Here is a 21,670-nt window from a genome sequence, read left to right on the forward strand (position 1 = left end):
TATCGATGTAATATGTCTTCAATAAATATTCGCAAAGCAACTCAAAAAGATATAGAAAATCTGGTACAACTTCGTATTGATTTTTTGAAAGTACAAATAGGTCATTTGTCTGAAAACGATGAAAGTATTATAAGGGATCAATCGCTAAGCTACTTTTCACAGCATATTGCACTTGGTGATTTTATAGCTATCCTTGCTTGTAAAGATGATAAAATAGTTTCGACTGCATTTTTAATGACACAAGAAAGACCAGCCAGTCCTTCGTTTATCAGCGGTATTACTGGAACATTATTGAATGTACTTACTTATAAGGAATATCAAAGACAAGGCATAGCCGCACAAGTTATTCAAACAATTATAGAAGAAGCAAAAAGTATAGGGGTTACTACCATTGATCTAATCGCGACAGAAGATGGAAAAGATCTTTATAAACAACTGGGTTTTTCGTCTCTTCCTTACGAAACCATGCGTCTAATTAATGGCTAGTCAGGAAGTCGCACCCTATCCAAATGCAGCAGCAGTTCTCCCCTATCTACAAGGAAACGGATAACACTGCTCACATCATCAGGGCGATAATCGGACAGGGAATCTAAAATAGATTTTATACCAACTATTTTGTCCTCGCTTAAAAGATCCTTGATTAATGAAGATATATCATTGAAACGTTTGTTGCTCAAACCACTATCATTCTTTGTAAGACAAACATCGCATTGACCGCAGTCTTTTATATCGTGTTCACCAAAATAGCTGATTAACATACGGCTGCGACATGTATCGTTGCCTTCCACATAATCGGTAATAGCCGTGATACGTTTCTCGAAACGTGATTTACGTTCTTCATAAACCAGCTGCGGAATACTTACATATTTCACATTCTGGCGAGGGCGGGTATATGCGATAAGAGGTGTTTTTTTGTGGGGAATGTAGTCTATTACATTTCTTTTTTTTAGCATTTTGAGCATTTCATAGACCTCTTTCCGCGTTTTGTTTAATCGATGCCCTATTGCTTTTTCATCTATAGTAGTATAATTGGAGAACAGACCTGTGTAAAGTCGCAGAATCATACTGATTAACTCGTCGTACTCTTTGCTGAAATTATATTGGTACAGCTCGTCACGATAAGCAAGAAACATGAGTCGTGAGCGGTTATCTACCTCATCGGTATATTCTATGTAACCTGCAAGATCGAGTATTTTAAGGGCATTATGCGTCGGTAAAACAGGAAGTTTGTAAGTAGCACAAAACTGCATGATACTAAAGTCATGAGCCATGCCCATACCGAATCCCTCGGCTATCTGAAAAAAATATGATAAAGATTCATAGACATTTACAATAAAGTCTCGTTCGGGAAATTCATCTCGAATACGCTTCTTTAGCTTGGTACTATCCGATTTGGTATAAAGAATCGTAGCATAAGCCTTTTTTCCGTCGCGACCTGCACGGCCTGCTTCCTGAAAGTATTCCTCGATGGAGTTAGGTAAATCGGTATGTACAACTAAGCGCACATCAGGTTTATCAATACCCATACCAAAAGCATTAGTGCTGACAATGATACGGCTTTCGTTATTCTTCCATGCATTTTGCTTACGTACTTTATCACTGCCGCTCAATCCGGCATGATAGTAATCTGACGAAAAGCCATTGGCTACAAGAAAATCAGAAATCTCTTTTGTCTTTTGACGGCTACGTACATAAATGATGGCTGAACCCTGTATCTTTTCTACAATTTTGACCAATTCTTCGGGCTTATTCTCTGTCGTACGGACAATATAGGCCAGATTATTTCGCTCGAAACTCTTTTGATATACATTCTTTTTAGCAAAATGTAGCCGCTCTTGAATATCATTTACCACTTCGGGCGTAGCAGTCGCTGTCAGAGCAAGTACAGGAACATTTGGCAGATGTTCGCGAATGTCCGCTATCTTGAGGTAAGAAGGGCGAAAATCATATCCCCATTGCGATATACAATGCGATTCGTCTACCACAAGCAGGCATACGGTCATGTGCTTGAGCTTGTTTAAAAAAAGCTCTGTACATAAACGTTCGGGAGAAACATACAGAAATTTATAATCGCCGTAAATGGCATTTTCGAGAGTAGTAAGTATCTCCTGATGAGTCATTCCCGAATAGACAGCCAGTGCTTTTATATCGCGCTGACGAAGGTTATCTACCTGATCTTTCATCAGGGCGATAAGTGGTGTTACGACAAGACAGAGACCTTCCATTGCCATTGCCGGCACCTGAAAGGTCAGTGATTTTCCTCCACCTGTGGGCATAAGCCCCAGTGTATCTTTTCCTTGACTGACGGAATGGATAATATCTTCTTGTAATGGGCGAAACTTGGTATAACCCCAATACCGATGTAATATCTTGTGAAAAGTATCCATTTCTAGTGATGTGCCAATAAATTAATTTGTCAATGAGATAATGTGCCAATATGCCAATTAAACAACTGCAATTATATGCTTCGATAACGACATTTACTCATTGGCATATTGGCACATTAACTAATTATTCACTTATTGCTCATTGGTTTTACCACTAATTTAATACCGGTATCTTTAAGAGCAGCACCTATTTTAGCTTCGTCAAATTCTGAGAAATGATACGGATATAAGTTTTTAGGAGCAACTGTTTTAGCTGCATCTATAAACATTTCGTCGGACATTGTATAAGGTAGGTTCTTCGGTAAAAAGGCTATATCTATTGTTCCTTTCAATCGATTCATTTCCTGTATATTTTCTGTATCGGCAGCCACATAAACTTTTAGTGTACCAAAAGTAAGTACATAGCCATTACCCCTGCCTTTAGGATGCCAATGCTCTCCGTCGGGTTTCTTATTTACAATATTATAAGCGGGAACTGCTTCAATAGCAATACCGTTCCATTCTATTTTATTTCCGTTACTCATAATATCACCGTATCCTAAAATCTCGTTACAAACCTTAGATACTATAAAATGCGTATCAGCCTTTTTCGTTTGAGCAATAGCTGCACTATCAAGATGATCTTTATGCTCGTGTGTAAGAAGAATTAAATCAGCTTTCGGTAATCTCGAATAATCGGCTACGGATGAATAAGGATCAACCTGTATAACCTTTCCATCGAATTGAAACATCACCGAACCATGACCTACAAGAGTCACTTCGAGAGGCTTATTATTCGAATCTAAATATATATCCGAATTAATATAACTGCTACTCTGTTTCGTGTTCAATGAATCAACCGCATTCTTATTACTGTCTTCGGTCGATGTGCTTTTACTACCGCAAGCCAAAAGCGAGAGTGATAGTAGTGTAGTAATTAAAAATAGATTCCTCTTCATATTTTGCTCCTTTCTGTATTTTATTTGTTGACTAATTGTCCTGTATCTATGTCTTTTACATAAAGTTGAACGCTTGTTTTCCCATTATGTGTATTTTCCTCTAAAGTATAACAGATGTCAAATGGAGTTCCCTCCTTGACCATATCATAATAAGCACTTTGTCTGAATGCAATACCGTTTTTAGGAAAAGACGTTGTCTGGTCTATCATTTCTAATTTTAAATGCACACTGTCCTTACCCACCAGTTTGCTAGTTCCATAATCCTGCACATTACGGGTAGTAAAGATCGGATTCAGGTTTTCGGGTCCGAACGGTGCAAAAAGAGCTAAATCGTGGGCGAATTTAGCATCTATTTCTTTGAACGGCAGTTCAGCATCAACATCTATCTGAGGGCGCATCATTTCGGGTGCGATCATCTCCATCGATTGCGCTTCGAAACGGCGTTTAAACTCTGCCAGATGCTCTTCTTTGAGCGACAATCCGGCAGCATATGTATGACCACCAAAGTTTTCGAGAATATCTTTACATGCCTCGATGGCTTTATAAACGTCGAATCCCATGACCGAACGAGCCGATCCGGTGATATATCCATGCGATTTAGTAAGTACAACAGCCGGACGGAGGTACTTCTCTGTCAATCGGGATGCTACTATTCCGATTACTCCTTTGTGCCAGCTTTCATCATAAATAACAATACTGTTTTTTTTACTCATATCTACGTGTTCATCGATAAAAGTGTTGGCTTCATCGGTGATACGTTTGTCCAGCTCGCGGCGGTTATCGTTGTAATGGTCTATATTTGCACTTTTTTCACGCGCATCTTCGATTGTTCCCGCCAGAAGCAAGTCAACTGCTTCTTTACCTTTCATCATACGACCCGAAGCATTGATACGTGGCCCTATCTTAAAAATAATATCACTTACTGTGATATTTTTATAAGTTAGTCCGCAAATATCGATAATCCCCTTCAAACCTAAACTAGGGTTTGAATTGATCTGTTTCAAACCATAATAAGTAAGTATGCGGTTTTCGCCTGTTATAGGCACAATATCGGATGCGACACTAACGGCCACTAAATCGAGTAGCTCCGTTAATTCCGAAAAGTCTATTTTATTATTTTGAGCCAAAGCCTGTACCAACTTGAACCCCACACCACAACCCGAAAGGTGTTCGTAGGGATAAGTAGAATCCAATCGCTTAGCATCTATAACTGCCACAGCATCGGGCAATACGTCATCGGGCATGTGGTGGTCGCCAATGATGAAATCGATTCCTTTACTTTTAGCATAAGCTACTTTTTCGATAGCTTTGATACCGCAATCGAGAGCGATAATTAGTTTTACACCCGTTTCATCGGCATAATCTATTCCCTGCTCCGATATACCATATCCTTCGTCGTAACGATCGGGAATATAGTAATCGAGATTGGTAGTAAACTTGCGTAAAAACTTATATACAAGAGCCACAGCAGTGGTTCCATCCACGTCGTAGTCTCCGTATATCAATATACGTTGTTTTTGTCCCAGTGCTTGTTCTATTCTATCAATGGCTTTGCCCATATCGGGCATAAGAAAGGGGTCGTGCAAATCTCTCAAGTCAGGGTTGAAAAATTTCTTCGCTTCATCTACCGAAGCGATACCTCTTTTCATTAATAGTTGACAAAGGATAGGGCTGATACCTAATTCCTTAGCGAGCTTATCTCTTTGCTCTAGTTGCTGGTTTTTTAGGGCTTCGTAATTCCATTTGTAAATCATTATATATAGTTTTTCTTTCTTCTGTCTGGGGAGGCTTTCGGAGGGTCATCTTACTTAAAAGATGGCGATAAATAAGCCTCGATAGTTCGTCTTCAAATCCGTCAGGACAGTCCGTTACTAATTTGTAAAGATAACATATATATGCGAAACAGATGTGTCAAATTTCACTTTTATTTTAACCTTATTCAATAATAATCTACAATACAATATGATACTACAAAGTGAGATATAGATATTATCAATAATGAAGTAGGCTGGTGGGAGTTCGAAAACTAACAGCCCCCTAGCCTTCCATAAAGAAGGGATCAGAGAGTGTGTAAACAATTAAGAATTATAAGTTATAATTAGTATCTATCGTTTGTACAGTCTGTCATTCCTCACTACGTTTCGGAATGACAGAGAAGAAAAGAGAGTATAGTAAAACAACTTTAAAAATCTTCTAAGAAAGACAGATTAAACTTGATATTGTAAATATTTGCGACAAAAACGTTAAGTTTAGTGACACCGATACGAACAAAGTATTCATCCGTTTTTATACGATATCAAGTCTGTATAATTTAGTGGCGAATTAATTTAGAGGCTGCATCTCTCTGCCGTGCTGAAAGGAAAAAAGCAATTTATATGTAATTTATTTATTGTTACGAGCGAACATCTCATAGTTCACAATAAATACGTTCGGCAAAGCCAATGACAGAGGATGTATCCATTTGTTCCTAATTCTTAATCAGAACGCAATGAGTTTTTGCGAAGTGAGATCTAAGAAAACAACAAACAAAAAAGCAGCTATAACTCTCTTCATAGCTGCTTTTTATTATTTCTAAATTTATTCTGGTTATTTCACATTACTGGCTTTTAATCCCCTGATTACAGCAGATGTAAATCCGGCATGCTCCATTTCGTTAAGCCCTTTGATTGTAATCCCTCCGGCAGTAGTAACTTTATCAATTTCAGCCTCAGGATGGGAGTTATTTGCTTCAAGTAAATCAATCGCACCACGTAGTGTCTGTACAACAATATCTCTCGACTGATTGGGATAAAGCCCCATTTCGACTCCACCTTCCATTGCCGCCCGTACATATCGGAAAGCAAAGGCAATACCGCAAGAACCTAGTGACGTTGCTGCCGGCAATAATTTTTCGGAAATATATTCAACCTTTCCTAATTCCGAAAAGACATCTATTATCACCCTATCTTGTTCTTCTGTTGCATTAATAGAAGAGACAAAAGTCATGCTCTCTCGCAGAGCTATAGCCGTATTTGGCATCACACGGTAAACAGGCTTCTGAAGTTTAGTCCATCCTGCCAATTGAGCTAACGTAATGCCTGCTGCAACAGATACAAGCATCTGATTGGGATTTTCCAACAAAGTTTTATGTTCCATGACCACCTCTTCAATAAGCCATGGTTTGACAGCTAAAATAACAACATCGGCATCACTCAACGAATCATAAGTACCCACCACAACATTCATGTTCGGGTCAAAATCCTTAAGTCGTGATACGTTTTTTCCTGTATGATCAATAACCGTTATATTCTGTGGTGCAAAACCATTGCCAGCAACAAGACCGCATGCAATAGCACCCCCCATATTCCCCGCTCCAATAATTGTGATTTTCATTCTGTCTTCTATTTTTAGAGAAAACAAAGATAATAAAAAAAAATGCAGATAATATTACTGTATAGCTAAGTTTAAATGCGATATTTACAAATAATGTGAATTTGACACAATAAAGCATCAAACTCACATTATTTTATAGATCGATTTAATTACAATTCTTTTATTTTTATATCTTTAAACCACACTTCATCTCCATGATCCTGCAAAAGAATGTTACCAACTTCTGCATTCCCAAAGTTAGGCCAATCACGGAATTTACTGTATGCAACCAAAGCATTCCACATTTGATTGTTTCGCTCATATTCAACAATCTTTACGCCATTGAGCCAATGTTCTACATGATTGCCTTTGACAACAATAAGTGCCGTATTGAATTCATTCGGCTTATAAGGCTTATTATCCGGTGCAGGAATAAGATCATACAGCGATCCCAATGTTCGGTTACCCTTCACGCCTAACTTGGCATCCGGATGCTTCAAATCGTCTAATACCTGATATTCGCAACCGATAGCTGATCCTTCACCTTTGTTCAAACCGGGATTTACAAAGTATTTAATACCACTATTAGCCCCTTCGGTAATTTTAAAATCGACTCTTAACATAAAGTTCTTATACATGCGTTCGGTAACGATATCGCCTCCGTTTGTAGATTCTCCTCCGTCGCTTTTTATCACTTTCAAGATACCCTTATCTACAACCCAGCCTTTAGCCGGAAATGCAGTAAGTTTAGCTCCTCTCCAACCATCAGTAGTTTTACCATCCCACAATAATTTCCAGCCATCCTTAGCTTCTCTTACAGAGATTGTATTAGGAATAGCATTTACTTCGGGTGCAGCTTTGCTTTCGGGTGTTCTGTTTTGCTCTAAATCAGTAGTGCAAATCCTTATATTTCGCCATGAGATAGTTTTACCCTCTTCGCTCTTATTGCCTATTGCATGTACTTGCAATGCTATAAAACCTGTAGGAGTCATATCATCCCAAAGGTTAGCACAAGGAATACCATTTACCCACGTACGAATAGAATTGCCGATAGCCTCTATACGAGCTGTATTCCATTCATTATTTTTGAATGCATTCTGAGATTTAGGATTACATGTCATCGGATAGAGCCAACCACGGCGGGCTTCATCATAAATACCACCTGTCCACGCACGGGGAGCAGGATCTATTTCGAACTGATAACCATGTACTCTACCATTATTGAAACTTTTAAGACTCTGGCTTCTGAACTGAACACCTGAATTAAGTACATCATCGACCTTAAAATCGAACTCTAGTATAAAATTATCATAATCCTTCTCAGTTGCCAAAAAAGTATTCGGTTCACCGAACTTCGATATCCCGATAATAACTCCATCTTTCACCTTATATTCGGCTTTTCCATTCAGCTTTTTCCAGCCTTTCAAATTCTTCCCGTTGAATAAGGATTCCCACTTTGTATCCTGTGCTGAAATGCTTATTGCAAAGAGACAGGTTAACAGTATTAATACATATTTTTTCATTACAATCTTATTTATATTTTATAAAAATCTTCCCATCCTTTGCGTGGCGGTATACCTGTCAGCATAGCATTTGCAAACTGATTATTCGTAATTTGTTTGGTACGGCTATCGAAGAATAACCTTGTATTCAAACGTTGAGCCATCACTCCTAGCGAGAATACCTGACTTAGTGGACCATGTATTTCGAATGGCGAACGAGTTTTCTCAACACCACTACATGCCAGCAAGAAATTTGCAAAGTGATTAGATGGGCTTTCGGGCACTTCGGGCAATATAATGCTTTTGGCTTTCGATTCGGGTATAATGGAGAGTGTACTTCCATGCGAACCGCCTTTGAAGGTTAAATCTTTACTGTATATTATCTTACCCGGATTGAGTGCCGCTGCTTTTATTTCGCCGGCTCCTGATGCCGGGATATTAGGATCTAGTTCTGATACTCCGTATCCATCGGGAATAGGTGGCTGATTGTCCACTCCATCGTACCATGTTACATCCACAGGTGGCATACCTGCACGTTGCGGAAACCGGAAAAGAATAGTAGAAGATGTTGGATAAAAGTAATCGTTGTGGCCTGTCAACTTCACTGGATTGATCTCGTATGGTAAGCCTAAATCTAAAAATTCGTGTACTGTGTCTAATATATGTGCACCCCAATCACCCAAAGCTCCCATACCGAAATCGTACCAGCAACGCCAATCACCATAATGATACAGTTTATTATAATCGTGGTAAGCTGCCGCTGAAAGCCATGTATTCCAATCTAAAGTAGAAGGGATAGGTTCTCCTGCGGGAAGTTTATAAATATTGGTATCCCAGCCATGCCAGCGACGCGGATTATTCATATGAGCCGAAACGGCAGTCACATCTTTAATAATTCCTGCATCCATCCATGCTTTGAATTGGAAATAATTGGCTTCGGAATGCCCTTGGTTACCAACTTGAGTGACTACATTCGAATATTTCTTTGCAGCTTGCATCATCAGTTCGGCTTCGTAAAATGTGCGCGCCATCGGCTTCTCCACATAGACATGTTTACCATAAGCCATTGCCATCATGGTGATAGGGAAATGCGAATGATCGGGAACAGCAATCATAACTGCCTCAATCTCATTGCCCATTTTATCGAACATTTGGCGGAAATCTTTAAATTGTTTTGCTTTAGGATATTTACCTATACTTTTTTGAGTATGGGGTGCTCCCATATCCACATCGCACAGAGCAACTATATTTGCCAAGCCGGTTTGTTCAAAGTCGCCGATAATTTGTTCGCCCCTGTTACCGATACCGATGCACGCAAGATTAACTTTTCTGTTAGCTCCGGCAACGCGTCCATAGCTGGCGGCATTCATGCTGAGATTACCCACAGCTAGTCCGGCGGATGCCATTGCTGCTGTTTTTAAGAAATTTCGTCGTGTAACCATAGTAGTAATATTTATATTTAAAAATCTAAATTTATTATATGAGTCTTATAATTTAGAAACCTATCATCAACATATTTCACATATGCTGAATAGAAAATATTTAGTGTTGATTTATCGAAGAAGGTATAAGATTCGGTTTAAATATTCTCAAAAACAAATTTAACAAAATAGTTCAATATAAAATTAAGCCACATTGTATATTTATGACAAAAAATGCTAATAGACAGTACAATTCGGCTTTTAGATACAAGACATTGTCTACACATTCCAAAAATCTTACTACTTTTGCCGATTCTATTCTTCAAATTCTAAGAACTATGTATCAACAATTATGTCAAAAAAAAGATATCACAGCCATATTAAAAGAATCCGAATCCGGAAACGGGGGATTGAGACGTAACCTTTCGGCTACGAATCTGGTTACACTTGGTATCGGTGCGATTGTTGGTACAGGTATTTTCGTAATTACAGGTACAGCCGCTGCAGCTTATGCCGGTCCTGCTCTTACTATATCATTTGTTATTTCAGCTATCAGTTGTGTTATGGCAGGACTTTGTTATGCAGAGTTTGCTTCAATGATTCCGGTTGCAGGTAGCGTATATTCTTATAGCTATACTACAATGGGCGAATTTATAGCTTGGTTTATAGGATGGGTTCTCATTCTCGAATATTTATTTGCCTGTTCGAGTGTCGCTGTTGGCTGGTCAGGATATATGACTAGTTTACTTATAGGATGGGGCATTACCTTACCTGCACAAATATCGTACGCCACCTTCGACCACACAGCCGACGGTTGGTTTATGACAGGGAGCATTATTAATTTCCCTGCAGTGTTTATAGTCGGTATAGTGTCTGCCTTACTTATTGGGGGCATCAAACAATCAGCCATAATAAATAATGTAATTGTAGTAATTAAAGTTGGGGTAATCTTACTGTTTATCGGATTTGGTTTATCCTATATTAATCTGGACAACTGGACACCTTATATTCCCGAGAATACAGGAAACTTCGGCGATTTTGGCTGGAGTGGTATACTTAGGGGCGCAGGTGTAGTTTTCTATGCCTACTTAGGCTTCGATGCTTTATCTACGGCCGCACAAGAAGCAAAAAAACCTCAACGGGATATGCCTAAAGGAATACTTATATCCCTGATGATATGCGCATTACTATATATAGCCGTAACTGCCGTGTTGACCGGTATTGTAAACTATAAAGAATTGAATGTGTCAGCTCCAATCGCTCTGGCAATAGATAGTACAGGTAAAGGGTTGGCTTGGCTTAGTCCATTTATTAAGTTGGGGGCTATTGCAGGATTAAGTTCGGTTATACTGGTTATGATGCTTGGTCAATCTCGTATATATTATGCTATATCGAAGGATGGATTGCTACCTAAATTCTTTTCGAAGATACACAGCAAGCATGGTATTCCGCACAATGCAACTATATTTGCCAGTGTGATAACAGCCCTGTTTGCGGGATTGTTTCCATTACATATTCTCAGCGAACTGGTTTCGATAGGAACTCTTCTTGCCTTTACCGTTGTGTGCCTTTCTATACTCGTATTGTGTAAAACTCAACCCGATCTAAAACGCCCATTCAAAACTCCATTCGTACCTTTTGTTCCTCTTTTGGGTGCAGGCATTTGTATTATGCAGATGCTATCGTTACCAACGAGTACATGGCTCAGGCTTATAGGCTGGAGTGCAATCGGAATTGTCATTTATTTCTGCTACGGTATAAAGCACAATAAACTAAACAACCCGAAATGATGTTATAGTAATATAACCATATTACATCGTCTGATGAAACTAACTTACATATATCACAGCGGCTATGCCATAGAAGGTGATGGATTCACAATTATAATAGATTATTACAAAGACTCTGCGGATAATGCTTCTGAGGGAATAGGTCATAAACAACTATTGCAGAAAGAGGGCAAATTATATATATTATGCACTCACTCGCATCACGATCACTTTGTACCCGAAATACTTGAATGGAGAAAGCAAAGAAATGATATTATATATATCTTCTCAAAAGAGATTCTCGACAATCTCAAAATTAAAGATGAAGGTATAATATACTTAGATAAACTTGAAATATACAAAGACGATACGTTAGAAATAAAAGCCTTCGGTTCTACCGATATAGGCGGTTCTTTTCTTATCAGGACAAAAGATAAAACGATATTTCATGCCGGAGACCTCAACAATTGGCATTGGAATGAAGAATCGACACCTCAGGAAATAGAAGAAGCCGAGACATATTACTCATCGGAACTAAACCTTCTGACAAATGAGGTTACGGATATCAATCTGGCAATGTTCCCTGTCGATCCGCGTTTAGGCAAAGATTACATGAAGGGAGCCGAGCAGTTTGTCAGTATAATAAAAACCGATATTTTTGCACCTATGCATTTCGACGAAGCTTATAAAGAAATAGCCGCATTCGAAAAAATAGCACAGAAATACGATTGTAAATCAATTTGCTGGAAACACCGAGGTGAAAGTATTAATTTTTAAAGAATAAAATAATGGAAATAAAAGGAAGGTTCGACCACTTTAATATCAATGTTACAAATCTCGACAAAAGTATCGAATTCTATCAAAAAGCTTTAGGTTTAAAAGAGATCAGACGTAAAGAATCGTCTACGGGCGCGTTTGTACTGGTTTATCTTGGCGATGGAGTTACACCTTTCAGCCTCGAGCTTACATGGCTCAAAGACCATACAGAGGCTTATGAATTAGGTGAGAACGAAAGCCATCTTTGCATACGTGTGGAAGGTGATTATGATAAAATACGCGAATTTCATAAAGAGATGGGTTGTGTATGTTACGAAAATCACGACATGGGTTTATATTTCATCAACGATCCCGACGATTACTGGATTGAAGTATTACCTGTAAAATAATCACTACTTTACCCTAAAATAAAAAAAGAGAGACTGATCACCAGCCTCTCTTTTTATTAGTATAAACTCAAACAATCAAGGTTTATTAGTTTTTTTGTCCCACCATAGTTTTGTACTATAGTTATCTGCTCCACCTAACAACTGTAATGCTGCATTATAGTTGGTTAAATTATTTTCCTTTTCACTCGGTGGATAAGGAATACGTGCAGCTAATTTTGTAGTCAAGCTCTGATCAGCATTGTCATTCACCACAACAGGGAAGAAACGAGGATAACCTGTTCTACGTTGCTCGCTCCAAGATTCCATACCTAATGGCCACATAGCGATCCATTTTTGAGTCATGATTTGCTCAAGATTGGTTTCGAAATCAGCACCTGTTTTCCACTTAATAGTAATAGTACTTAAAGCTTTAGCAGGGAATGATTTGTCTGTATAATCAGCAGGCTTGCTGGTATCATCATTCATATAGTCACCGCTTCCACTGGCATTCCATTGTTCGAACGAAAGTACAATACCCTCTTTATAAAGAGATTCGGCTGTGCCTCCACCCATATTCCAGCCTCTTAGTACACCTTCGGCCTTAGCAAAAGCAAGTTCGGATGCGCTGATCCACAATACTTTAGAAGAGTTGGTAAATGTTACATTCGAATATTGCATACCCCAGCTTTTGCTCGGTATTGTGATACCCGATCTTAGTCCTAAAAATGCATCTTTAGGTACTTCTAATTTACCTGTAAACTTCTCATCAGGAGATGTTGTTGTAAAATATTGTCCTAAGCGCGGGTCATTATATCCAACCATATAAGTTACAATATCGGCACATACACGAGAATCACCCCATTCTGTACATACTTTATGATATGGGTTCTTAGGGAATACATTATATGCATTATCACTATTGGTCAGAATAATTCCATATTTTTGACTAACAGCTTCCTCTGCCATTTTCTGAGCCAATACAGGGTCTCCGTATGCTATACGAAGTGCCATACGCAATTTCATAGAGTTTGCATATTTGATCCATTTCACATAGTCGCCACCATAAACCTGATCGAATTCTTTCAATGGTTTTGAATCCGGATATTTCTCAACAAAATCGGTCAATACTGCGATCGCATCATTCAAGTCGGTAAACATCGCATTATACACTTCTTCTTGTGTATCGTAAGGAACTACAATATTTCCATTAGCTACCTTAGAGTAAGGTATCGGACCATACGAGTCTGTTACACGATGCATCGCAGCTACTCTGAGAATTTGCGCCAAAGCAAAATAATGTGCTCTGTTTGCATCTTCATCGTAAGCTGTTTTGATAAGCCCCCATGCTCCGTATATCTGATCGAAAGGGTCGTTGAAAGGAGAACTTAACCATCCTAAAGGTGCATTGAATATTGCATAATTGGTTTTCCATCCATCATTTGTAATTGTCAGATAACGACCATAAACGTCACTTACCAGATTTTGACACATTTGATAAGCATTCTCCTGCACAGGATATACGATGTTTTGCATTTGAGAGAAAAATGCTCCCAGCTTGTAATTACCAACTTCTATTTCTTCCTCGTTAGGCTCGGCTGGATTCTTATTGATGTCGTAGAAATTATCTGTACAAGCACCTAATACTGTAGCACACAATGCAACTGCAACAGTAGCCTTTATCTTATATAGAAATTTATTTTTATTCATAATTTTCTTTTTTATATAGTTAATAAATCAAGATTAGAATTGTGCTTTGATGCTAAATCCTAAATTACGAAGACTTGGTTGCATAAAGTAGTCCATTCCTTGGAAATAAGTTCCCGTAGAAGCCGAAGATTCAGGATCGAATGGCGCATCATTCTTAATCATCCAAAGATTACGTCCGATAAACGAAACATTCACTTTCATTACATTGTTAAACCAGTTTGAAGGAAGATTATATCCGAAGCTAAGTTCTTGCAGTCTGATATTATCAGCCTTGTAAACATAGTCGGAAAGAAGCCCTTGACTGCTACCTGTTATTTCATAATAGCTTTGAGCGTCGATAACTTGATTACCAATTCTCACACCGCCATTATCGCGAGCCAAAGCAGATGCCTCACTTACTCCAAATCCATCGAGAATAGCTTGTGTGTGCGACATAACAACACCACCGTAACGGGCTGTGATAAGGAAGCCCAGATTGAAATCTTTCCATGTGAAATCATTTCTAAATCCTAAATTCCATTTCGGAAGAAGGGTTCCAACTTTAGTCAATTCATTTTCCAATTGTGGTTTTCCGGTTGTAGGGTTCACATAAACACTACCGTCTTCGTTCATTTTCAGTTTAGTTTTAGTCCAAAGGTCGCCCATTGTACCGCCCTCCATCAAGCGGATTTCAGAAGCACCGATTCCACCTTGAGCAAGCATATCTATAACAATAGGCTCTCCCGTAAACGGATCTGTTATGTCATCCACCAGCGATTTGATTTCATTCTTGTTATAACCGGCTGTAAATGTAGGAGTCCATGTAAAGTTCCCAAATTTGTTATCGGCACTTAATGATATTTCAATACCTTGATTTTCAACATCACCCGATTGAACATACATACTAGACCATCCTGACGATGCAGAGATAGGAACATTAAATGTTTGATTTTTGGTATTCGATTTATAGTATGTAGCTTCTAAATTAAGACGATTTCCGAAGAATTTAGCACTCAAACCTGCTTCCCAAGAGTTTGTTCTTTCAGGTTTCAATTCGCCGATAGGCTTGTATGTATTAGTTTTCCACTCACCGCTTTGTCCGTCATACGGATAAGTCGGAATCGATATTTTAAGTGGAATAGCAGAACCTACCGATGAATACGATGCGCGTACTTTCAAATATGAGATTGCGCTAGGCAATGTTACCATTTCGGAAATTACACCCGATAACCCGATTGATGGATAAAAGAATGAGCTATTATTTGTATTTGCTAAAGCCGATGCCCAGTCGTTACGACCTGTAACAGTCAGATAAAGCATACTTTTCCATCCTAGCTCCACATTGGCAAAAACAGATTGTATTTGCTCATGTTGTCCCGATTGTTCAGGATTACTGCTACCATCTGTTTTGCTGATATTAGGGATAGCAAAGAAATTAGGGATTTTAAGGTTACCACCATATCCAAGCAGATTTGATCTGATATCGGAAATACTGACACCAATATTAGAGGCTAATGAATAATCACCCCATCGTTTGTTGATATTGGCAATAGCATCTGCATATATTTGTTTATCTTCTATATTTCTGCGAACATAGCTACCATAAGGACCCGAAATCGTTGCAAGAGTGGATGCGTAACGTCTTTGGGTAAATACTGTATTGGCGTTGTCTAATCTTGCACGACCGATTATATCCAACCAATCGTTAAATACATATTTCAGACTTGCATTGATCATATAACGATCTTTCTTATCATTATCCATATTTCGGTTAATTACCCAAAATGGATTTTGCAAATCGATACCCTGATCGCCCCATCCCCAGTTTTGGACAGGAAAAGCAGCAGCAGGATCCATAGTTTCAAAGTTTCTAAGTGCATTAAAATCTTCGCCACGAGGAAAAGTATAAGCCCCTGTCAATGGGTTACCATACTTACCCTGAGCCATCATATTTTGGTTCTTTTGCTTAACATAACTAACCCCGAAATCGAGAATCAGCTTGTCGTTAAGCATAGATGTAGTGTTACGTAGTGTAACATTATATCTGTCGTATGTATTGTTTTCTATAATACCATCAGAAGTAACCGAACCGATCGAAGCATATGTTTGATTCTTATCGGTACCTACTGATAATGTTACTGAATTCTGTATAGAGACACCTGTCTGGAAGAAATCAGAAGGTTCATACGAATATTTGTTTTGCTTTGCACCCCAACTAGAGTAGCTGCCATCGTTTCCATACCTGTTTTGAAACTCCGGCAAAACAAACGGATTGGAAAATGTAGTTTGGTTAGACACCATCACTTTCGGCTTACCCGAAGCACCTTTTTTAGTCGTGATAAGAACTGCACCATTTGCTGCACTCGATCCATATAGGGCGGCCGCAGCAGGACCTGTCAAGACAGTCAGGCTTTCGATATCCTCCGGATTTAAATCGGAAATCCCTTCGCCACGGGGTTGAGCAGCATACTCGTTGTTCTGATCCAAACCACCATTGTTTGAATTGTAGATAGGCACACCATCTATTACGTACAATGCATTATTGTCTTTAGTGATCGATTTCGTACCACGCATTACGATACGTGTTGCGCCACCGACACCGGCAGAAGATGTATTGATATTAACACCTGCTACTTTACCTGTAAGAGAATTAATGAAGTTGGCGTCTTTTATAGTTGTCAACTCATCCGATTTTATCTCTTGTACATTGTAACTCAATGCTTTTTGAGATCTTTTGATCCCCAGAGCAGTAACTACTACCTCATCGAGAATCTTACTATCTTCTTTCAAAACAATATTAAAGGAAGTTTTTCCATTTACCGGAAATTCTTGAGCAAGATAACCGACAAACCTTATTTGAATAGTTCCTTTATCACTCACGTTTAAACTAAAGGCACCATCCATATCAGTCATTGTACCGTTAGTCGTACCTTTCTCCACAACATTCGCACCGATTAACGGTTCGCCTGCTTCGTCATTAACAACTCCAGTTATATTTATTTTCTGAACTTGTGCATAAAGACTGGTTGTTCCTACTAAAACCAATAATATTAGGAACCTTTTCCATAAACAATCTTTATGTAGATAAGATACATATTTATTTATTTTCATAGCTGTTTGCATTTTTATATTAGAATTAATTTAGTTTTAGGAAGCAATATCAATTGCTTAACACTGCGGTTTCAGACCTGACATACAAATAGATGACAGATCCTTTTTTTCATAATTAAAAAGATTTAGATGATTATTTGGCAATATCTTACGATTGATTCTGGACGTAGTCAGGTATGATTTTCGCACAACAAAAAGACCTCAAGTAGCACATTATGCCAATTGAGATATAACTGTTAGGGTAAAATAGTTTCGGAGTCTTGTTTTCTGAGGAGTATTTGTTATGTTGTTGTTTTTCTCTCTCTAATAAAACATAGTTAACTACCAAATTTTCAGAAGAAAAAATGGCATCAACCAATAGATTAATGCAAGGAGATTTCATCATCAGGTATCCTTTAAGGTATAATAAGTCAGGCGTTTAGTCAGTATTCAGACAATGAGAATATCTTTTTGTCATTCTCATCGTACTGTAAAGGAAGTAAAAAAAATTATTTATAAAGTATTTTTTAACATAATATTTTACATTTCTAACCAATAATCCTTTTCCTCAAAATGAAAACATTATGAATATTTCCAACCATAAGAATCTGTGAGTATTGCATATCTTTTCGCAGAATAATAAATATTCATTTCACTTTTATATTATCTTTGCAATATTATCATTCATATTAAATATGGAAATTTTTCTATCGATACTCGTTACTTTATTCTTTGTTTTTCTTAATGGTTTCTTTGTTGCTGCCGAGTTTGCTATTGTCAAAGTAAGGTCATCGCAACTCGAAATGAAAGCGCAAGCCGGAAGCCGGACTGCTATTCTATCAAAACACATTGTCAATCATCTTGACGGATATTTGGCTGCAACGCAAATGGGTATAACCATATCGAGTCTTGCTTTAGGGTGGATTGGAGAGCCTATCGTTTCTAAAATCATCAGACAAGGATTGGCACTTTTGGATATAAGCTTGAGTGCAGATGTTATTTCTACAATAGCGTTAGTAACAGCTTTCATTATTATTACCATTCTACATATAGTACTTGGAGAGTTAGCTCCAAAATCCCTTGCTATACAACGTTCAGAACAAACGACTCTGGCTGTAGCTTATCCGCTGCACGCTTTTTATTGGCTTTTCCGCCCATTCATCTGGGTTTTGAACGGAATTGCTAATCTGGTATTAAAGCTTGTCGGTTTGCATACCGTTTCAGAACAGGAGACATATAGTAGCGACGAACTACGTTATCTCGTAGATCAAGTAAAAGAAAGTGCAAATAATGCAGATACGGATTTCGACATAATAAAAAATGCATTCGATTTCTCGGAACGTACTGCCCGTCAGGTCATGGTTCCACGCACGCAGATGGTTGCTATTGATGCAAACGATTATGATGAGAAAACGCTCGAATTTATTATAGAAGAAGGTTTTTCGCGTATTCCTTGTTATGAAGACAGTGTAGATAACATCATCGGAGTTGTCCACTTAAAAGACATTCTGAAAAAGATGCGTAAAAGCGGCAGTGTAGATATCAGTACCATTATTCGCCCGGTATCTTTTACGCCGGAAACTAAGCGCATCGGTCAATTACTCAAAGAGTTTCAGGTGAAACATCAACAGATAGCTATGGTACTAAATGAGTACGGAGGCATTGAAGGTGTTATCACGATGGAAGACATTTTGGAAGAACTAGTTGGCGAAATACAAGATGAGTACGACAATGAAATCCCTTTTGTAGAAAAAATGGCAGATGATGCTTATTCTGTAATCGCAACAGCTTCTATCACAGACATAAACAATGGATTACCACACTCTATCGATAAAGAAAAACAATACGATACTCTTGCCGGATATTTAATTGACAAATTTGGTCGTATCCCCAACACACATGATAAATTGGAATCGGAAGGATATCAATTTACCGTTCTTAAGAAAAATAAAACTTCGATTGTACTCGTTCAGTTAAAGGATCTGCTATATACAGAAACAAATAAGGAAGCCGATTCTTCCAAATCGAATCAAGCCTGATAACTCAATAAATGGATTTTGAATTACAATATACCGATAGCCAGTCTCAAGCAAGGGCTGGACTTATCACTACCGATCATGGACAAATAGAAACTCCTATCTTTATGCCGGTGGGTACGCAAGGCGCAGTAAAAGCTGTGCATATGCCCGAGCTGGAAAACGATATAAAAGCTCAGATAATTCTGGGGAATACCTATCACCTATACCTTCGTCCCGGACTCGATATACTGCAAAGAGCCGGAGGATTGCATAAGTTTAACAGTTGGAGCAAGCCTATTTTGACCGACAGTGGTGGCTTTCAGGTATTTTCTTTAGCTGAAAACCGTAAACTGACAGAGGAAGGTGCTATCTTCCGTTCGCATATCGATGGTTCTAAACATATGTTTACCCCCGAATCGGTAATGGATATAGAACGTACTATCGGTGCGGATATAATGATGGCGTTCGACGAATGTACACCGGGTGATGCCGATTATACCTATGCAAAAAAGTCATTGGAACTAACAGAACGTTGGTTAGATCGTTGTATTACACGATTTAATGAAACAGAATGTAGCTATGGATATAAACAAGCACTATTTCCTATCGTGCAGGGTTGTGTATATACCGATCTGCGGAAAAGAGCTGCCGAAAATGTTGCATCAAAAGGAGCAGAAGGAAATGCAATCGGGGGGCTAGCTGTAGGCGAACCTACCGAGAAAATGTATGAAATGATAGAGGTTGTAAATGAAATACTACCTAAAGACAAGCCACGCTATCTAATGGGTGTCGGTACACCAGCCAATTTGCTCGAAGCCATAGAACGGGGAGTTGATATGTTCGACTGCATCATGCCAACACGCAATGGACGCAATGGACAGATATTCACTAAGAATGGCATACTGAATATGCGCAATAAAAGATGGGCTGACGATTTCTCTCGAATAGAAGAAGAAGACGGTGCTTCATTTGTTGATACATTATATAGCAAAGCGTATCTTCGTCATCTATTTATTGTAAACGAGATACTAGCCCTTCAGATAGCCTCGATACACAATCTGGCTTTTTATCTGTGGCTGGTAAAAGAAGCACGGAAACATATCATTACTGGTGATTTTTCTTCATGGAAAAAGGGAATCATCGAAAATGTGTCAAGAAGAATATAATCAGTTAAATATCTTACTTATCTTGCAGTCCACTACTTAAAATGCATTATCAAACCAATAGATGAAATTACTAACGATATTAGACAGATACATTATAAAGAAGTTCCTGGGGACATATATATTCTCCATTACCCTTCTTATGTCTATATCGATAGTATTCGATATTAATGAGAAAATAGATAAGTTCCTTACCAATAATGCCCCCCTTAAGGCTATTGTGTTCGATTACTACGTCAATTTTATCCCCTATTACAGTAATATGTTCAGTCCGCTGTTCGTATTTATTGCCGTAATATTTTTCACATCGAAACTTGCAGATAATTCCGAAATCATAGCCATGCTTTCTAATGGCATGAGTTTCAAGCGACTTATGAAACCTTATATGATATCGGCAGGAGTTATTGCTCTTATTAGTTTTATATTGACAAGTTTCATCATTCCGCCGGCAAATTCGACACGTGTCAATTTTCAAAATAAATATGTAAGGGATAAGAGTGTAGAATATGCAACCTCAATTCAGATGCAGGTCGACGATGGAGTTATCCTCTACATAGACCGATTCGACAACAAATCTCGTGAAGGATTTAATCTGGCACTCGATAAATTTGAAAATAAAGAACTTAAATCGCGTCTTATCGCCACACGTATTCAATATGATACAGCTTATCATTGGGTACTGCATAACTATTCGATAAGAGATTTTGAAGGGATGCGCGAAAAAATCACTGCTGGAACGCAGATGGATACAACCATAAATGTCACACCCAGCGACTTTCTCGTTTCGGTAAATGACTTCGAACAAATGACTACACCACAACTATATAAATACATCAAAAGGCAAAAATCGAGAGGTATGGCCAATATCGGTGGAGTAAGTATCACTCAATTCGAAATAGAGTACTACAAACGCTTTGCATCGGTATTTTCGGCATTTATTCTTACACTTATCGGTGCATCATTATCTGCCCGCAAAGTAAAAGGAGGTATGGGGCTGAATATCGGAATCGGTTTAGGTTTAAGTGTATCTTATATCCTCTTTATGACTGTTAGTTCTTCTTTTGCTATATCGGGTACTATGTCGCCACTTCTGGCTGTGTGGGTACCTAATATTGTATTTATCACAATTGCTGCATTCTTGTATCGAAAGGCTCCTAATTAAGGAGATTCGAAATAAAAGAGACAATCAAATATCCATGT

At 38.4% G+C, this 21,670-nt stretch carries 15 protein-coding genes; 7 read left to right on the forward strand and 8 right to left on the reverse strand.

Going from position 1 to position 21,670, the window contains the following annotated elements; all coding sequences use genetic code 11:
- The first annotated feature begins 12 nt into the window (after positions 1-12).
- Positions 13-486 carry a GNAT family N-acetyltransferase gene (locus G7Y57_RS10335; RefSeq protein WP_165023478.1) on the forward strand — a complete coding sequence of 158 codons (474 nt, stop codon included), beginning with the start codon at positions 13-15 and terminating at the stop codon, positions 484-486.
- On the opposite strand, the gene G7Y57_RS10340 is transcribed toward G7Y57_RS10335, so the two are convergent.
- The 6 genes from G7Y57_RS10340 to G7Y57_RS10365 form a co-directional block, all read right to left on the reverse strand.
- The gene (locus G7Y57_RS10340) at positions 483-2,387 is read right to left on the reverse strand and encodes an ATP-dependent DNA helicase RecQ (protein WP_165023481.1); all 1,905 of its coding nucleotides are present in this window, start codon (positions 2,385-2,387) and stop codon (positions 483-485) included. The genes G7Y57_RS10335 and G7Y57_RS10340 overlap by 4 nt on opposite strands.
- A gap of 128 nt (positions 2,388-2,515) precedes the next feature.
- Positions 2,516-3,325, reverse strand: coding sequence for an MBL fold metallo-hydrolase (locus tag G7Y57_RS10345; protein WP_165023484.1), 810 nt, complete (start codon positions 3,323-3,325; stop codon positions 2,516-2,518).
- A gap of 20 nt (positions 3,326-3,345) precedes the next feature.
- Positions 3,346-5,079 (reverse strand): single-stranded-DNA-specific exonuclease RecJ, encoded by a 1,734-nt coding sequence (gene recJ, locus G7Y57_RS10350; RefSeq protein WP_165023487.1) that lies wholly within the window; start codon positions 5,077-5,079, stop codon positions 3,346-3,348.
- 832 nt (positions 5,080-5,911) lie between these two features.
- Positions 5,912-6,697, reverse strand: a complete 786-nt coding sequence (gene proC, locus G7Y57_RS10355; protein ID WP_165023490.1) for a pyrroline-5-carboxylate reductase — start codon at positions 6,695-6,697, stop codon at positions 5,912-5,914.
- Positions 6,698-6,846: 149 nt separating this feature from the next.
- A complete protein-coding gene (locus G7Y57_RS10360) occupies positions 6,847-8,199 on the reverse strand; it encodes a DUF1080 domain-containing protein (protein WP_165023493.1) in 1,353 nt (450 codons plus the stop codon).
- Between the two features lie 11 nt (positions 8,200-8,210).
- Positions 8,211-9,620 (reverse strand): Gfo/Idh/MocA family oxidoreductase, encoded by a 1,410-nt coding sequence (locus G7Y57_RS10365; RefSeq protein WP_165023495.1) that lies wholly within the window; start codon positions 9,618-9,620, stop codon positions 8,211-8,213.
- A gap of 317 nt (positions 9,621-9,937) precedes the next feature.
- Between G7Y57_RS10365 and G7Y57_RS10370 the strand changes: the two genes are divergently transcribed.
- Genes G7Y57_RS10370 through G7Y57_RS10380 form a run of 3 tightly spaced genes read left to right on the forward strand, consistent with a single transcriptional unit; the run spans position 9,938 to position 12,534 of the window.
- On the forward strand, positions 9,938-11,389 hold the full coding sequence (locus G7Y57_RS10370) for an amino acid permease (RefSeq protein ID WP_165023583.1): 1,452 nt from the start codon (positions 9,938-9,940) through the stop codon (positions 11,387-11,389).
- Positions 11,390-11,422: 33 nt separating this feature from the next.
- Entirely contained in the window at positions 11,423-12,145 is a 723-nt protein-coding gene (locus tag G7Y57_RS10375; protein ID WP_165023498.1) for an MBL fold metallo-hydrolase, read from the forward strand.
- Between the two features lie 11 nt (positions 12,146-12,156).
- On the forward strand, positions 12,157-12,534 hold the full coding sequence (locus G7Y57_RS10380; RefSeq protein WP_165023501.1) for a VOC family protein: 378 nt from the start codon (positions 12,157-12,159) through the stop codon (positions 12,532-12,534).
- Between the two features lie 75 nt (positions 12,535-12,609).
- On the opposite strand, the gene G7Y57_RS10385 is transcribed toward G7Y57_RS10380, so the two are convergent.
- Positions 12,610-14,220 (reverse strand): RagB/SusD family nutrient uptake outer membrane protein, encoded by a 1,611-nt coding sequence (locus tag G7Y57_RS10385; protein ID WP_165023504.1) that lies wholly within the window; start codon positions 14,218-14,220, stop codon positions 12,610-12,612.
- A gap of 33 nt (positions 14,221-14,253) precedes the next feature.
- Entirely contained in the window at positions 14,254-17,310 is a 3,057-nt protein-coding gene (locus G7Y57_RS10390) for a SusC/RagA family TonB-linked outer membrane protein (RefSeq protein WP_255491411.1), read from the reverse strand.
- A 674-nt stretch (positions 17,311-17,984) separates the two neighbouring features.
- On the opposite strand from G7Y57_RS10390, the gene G7Y57_RS10395 reads away from it, so the two are divergent.
- From G7Y57_RS10395 to G7Y57_RS10405, 3 genes are all read left to right on the forward strand, one after another.
- Positions 17,985-19,328 carry a hemolysin family protein gene (locus tag G7Y57_RS10395; RefSeq protein WP_165023510.1) on the forward strand — a complete coding sequence of 448 codons (1,344 nt, stop codon included), beginning with the start codon at positions 17,985-17,987 and terminating at the stop codon, positions 19,326-19,328.
- Between the two features lie 11 nt (positions 19,329-19,339).
- The gene (tgt, locus tag G7Y57_RS10400) at positions 19,340-20,473 is read left to right on the forward strand and encodes a tRNA guanosine(34) transglycosylase Tgt (protein ID WP_165023513.1); all 1,134 of its coding nucleotides are present in this window, start codon (positions 19,340-19,342) and stop codon (positions 20,471-20,473) included.
- 61 nt (positions 20,474-20,534) lie between these two features.
- On the forward strand, positions 20,535-21,632 hold the full coding sequence (locus tag G7Y57_RS10405) for an LptF/LptG family permease (RefSeq protein WP_165023516.1): 1,098 nt from the start codon (positions 20,535-20,537) through the stop codon (positions 21,630-21,632).
- Positions 21,633-21,670 lie beyond the last annotated feature (38 nt).

This window comes from Dysgonomonas sp. ZJ279 (assembly GCF_011039205.1).
Classification (GTDB): domain Bacteria; phylum Bacteroidota; class Bacteroidia; order Bacteroidales; family Dysgonomonadaceae; genus Dysgonomonas.